The sequence below is a fragment of the Intrasporangium sp. genome, from assembly GCF_040414665.1.
Lineage (GTDB): Bacteria > Actinomycetota > Actinomycetes > Actinomycetales > Dermatophilaceae > Intrasporangium.
The window spans coordinates 1-2,063 of the sequence record NZ_JBEDUL010000154.1; the positions used below are offsets into that span (position 1 = coordinate 1).

Sequence of the window (2,063 nt, forward strand, 5' to 3'; positions counted from 1 at the left end):
CGAGCGCGTCACGCTCGGCTCGAAGGACCGCGATGGCTCCTTCGAAATCCTCGAGCGTCTCCCAGGCCTGGTAGACGCTTGCGAACCTGAGGTAGGCGATCTCGTCGAGCTCGCGGAGCGGCTCGAGGACGGCCATGCCGACCTCGTGTGCCTCGATCTCCGCGCTCCCCTGTGCCCGGATGGTCTCTTCGACCCTCTGGGCGAGCAGGGCGAGGTCGTCCTCGGTGACCGGACGGCCCTGGCACGCCTTGCGTACCCCCGACAGGACCTTGGCCCGGCTGAACGGCTCCGATGCCCCCGACCGCTTCATGACGTTGAGGCTCGAGGTCTCGATCGTCGTGAAGCGGCGGTTGCACTCGGGGCATTGACGGCGGCGGCGGATTGCGGTGCCGTCGTCCGTCGTCCGTGAGTCGATGACGCGCGAGTCCGTGTGCCGACAGAACGGGCAGTGCACTTGCGCTCACCTTCCTTCACAGCTGATTCCGTATGCCGCTGAGCTCGCTCTGGGGACAGAGCTGGGGACAGCGTGTGGATGGCTTGTGTGTAACGTGTCGTCCCTTGGGGACTACATGTGGACGACTTACAGCCATGTAACTACTAGATGTTGGGGTAATCGTAGGCACGTGACCCACGCGTTATCAAGCCAATACGGCATGTTCGGCGTGGCGTGTCGAGGCCCAGGCCGGTGACCTGCGCAAACGCCACACCAGTCGCAACCGTCCCGAGACAGCCGCCCGCTTCGTCGTGGAGTGTGCAGCTCGCGCCGCCTCCGACCGGGCGCCAACTGCACACTCGACTGAAAGGTCAGCCACCCGGGAGGGTCAGGTCTTCGTCGAATGTGCAGAACGCGCCGCATCAGTCGAGGTAGGACCACACGAGGATCATGACGATCGCCGGCACGGCGCCGAAGGCCGCCCAACCCAAGGCCCACTCGATCCTCGTGCCGAGATCGGGCGGCGTCGCCGTCGACCAGCCCAGCAGCAGCGACCCGAGCAACCACCCCGACCCAACCACCGCCGCCGCGGTGCGGGAGACCAGAGGCCGCCCATCTTCATCCTTCATCTGCTTCTCCTCCATCTCGTTCAGATTCCTCACGGGTCAGGGCGGCAGTCCCGGGCTGGGAATGAGCCGACCGGGCTTGCGGCAAAGACGCGCAGCTCCGGACGCCCAGCGGCGACCGCCGCCAGGTTGTGCTCGCTCGTCGTCCCGGCCTTGAGGTAGGCGCTGTGCCAGGGCGACCCCATGAGGAACTCGTTGGTCGATCCGGGCTTGAGCCCGCACGCGGCGGACAGGTGGGCGACTCCGGGAACGTCACGCGGATCGCGCGCGAACCACCCGGACGCGGCGATGACGTCGGTCGGGGAGGCGAGCACATTGAGGGCGCCGGGCTTGAGGCCTCCCTCCGCGAGTGAGTCCAGTGCCGTCCCCGGCGAACCGAACAGGGCGACGTCGTCCATCCGCATCACGTGCTGCAGTGCGAGTCCGGCCAGCACCGAGCCGTACGAGTGGGCCCACAGCGTCTGGTGCGGAGGGTCGTCGCGGCTGGCGGCGATGCCGTTCGTGAACGAGGCGAGCTCGTCCGCCCACTCCGTGGCCAGGTCGTCCTTGAGGACCGACCTGCTGCCGAACGCCCCATCCCGCCACTGGGGGGCCGGGTAGCCCATCCACTGCACGATCGCGACGTCGGCCCGATCGCCCACTCCGCTGGTCTTGGTCCAGGCCAGCGTCCGCAGGCGGACGAACGCCTCGTCGTAGCGGCGCAGGTCGAGGTGGGGGCTCGTCGACAGGCCACCGACGTAGGTCGCGACGTGACCGGCGCGGTCGATGTTCCCGACCGTCGTCACGGCCCGGACGACGGGGCCTGCGATGTCGACGAGCAGCAAGTGCCTCGTCAGTCCGTCCGACTTGCCCAGGACGGCGTCGATGGCCGCGACCGACTGCACGCGTTCCCACACCACGACGTCGGTCGCCCGCGCTCTCGGGCCGGCCTCCCGCAGCTGCTCCGCGGCCTCAACCCGCGCCCGAGCCAACAGCTTGAGGTTCGCCTGGTGACGGTCCCAAGC

Annotated in this window: 3 protein-coding genes; all 3 read right to left on the reverse strand. The window is 68.4% G+C overall.

Annotated elements, in window-relative coordinates; all coding sequences use genetic code 11:
• Positions 1-454, reverse strand: a 454-nt coding sequence (gene nrdR, locus ABF401_RS16570; protein WP_353510680.1) for a transcriptional regulator NrdR, incomplete at its 3' end; no start/stop codon positions are given.
• 401 nt (positions 455-855) lie between these two features.
• Positions 856-1,062 (reverse strand): hypothetical protein, encoded by a 207-nt coding sequence (locus ABF401_RS16575; RefSeq protein WP_353510681.1) that lies wholly within the window; start codon positions 1,060-1,062, stop codon positions 856-858.
• Positions 1,063-1,091: 29 nt separating this feature from the next.
• Positions 1,092-2,063: alpha/beta hydrolase (locus ABF401_RS16580; RefSeq protein ID WP_353510682.1), on the reverse strand; the 972-nt coding region annotated here is incomplete at its 5' end.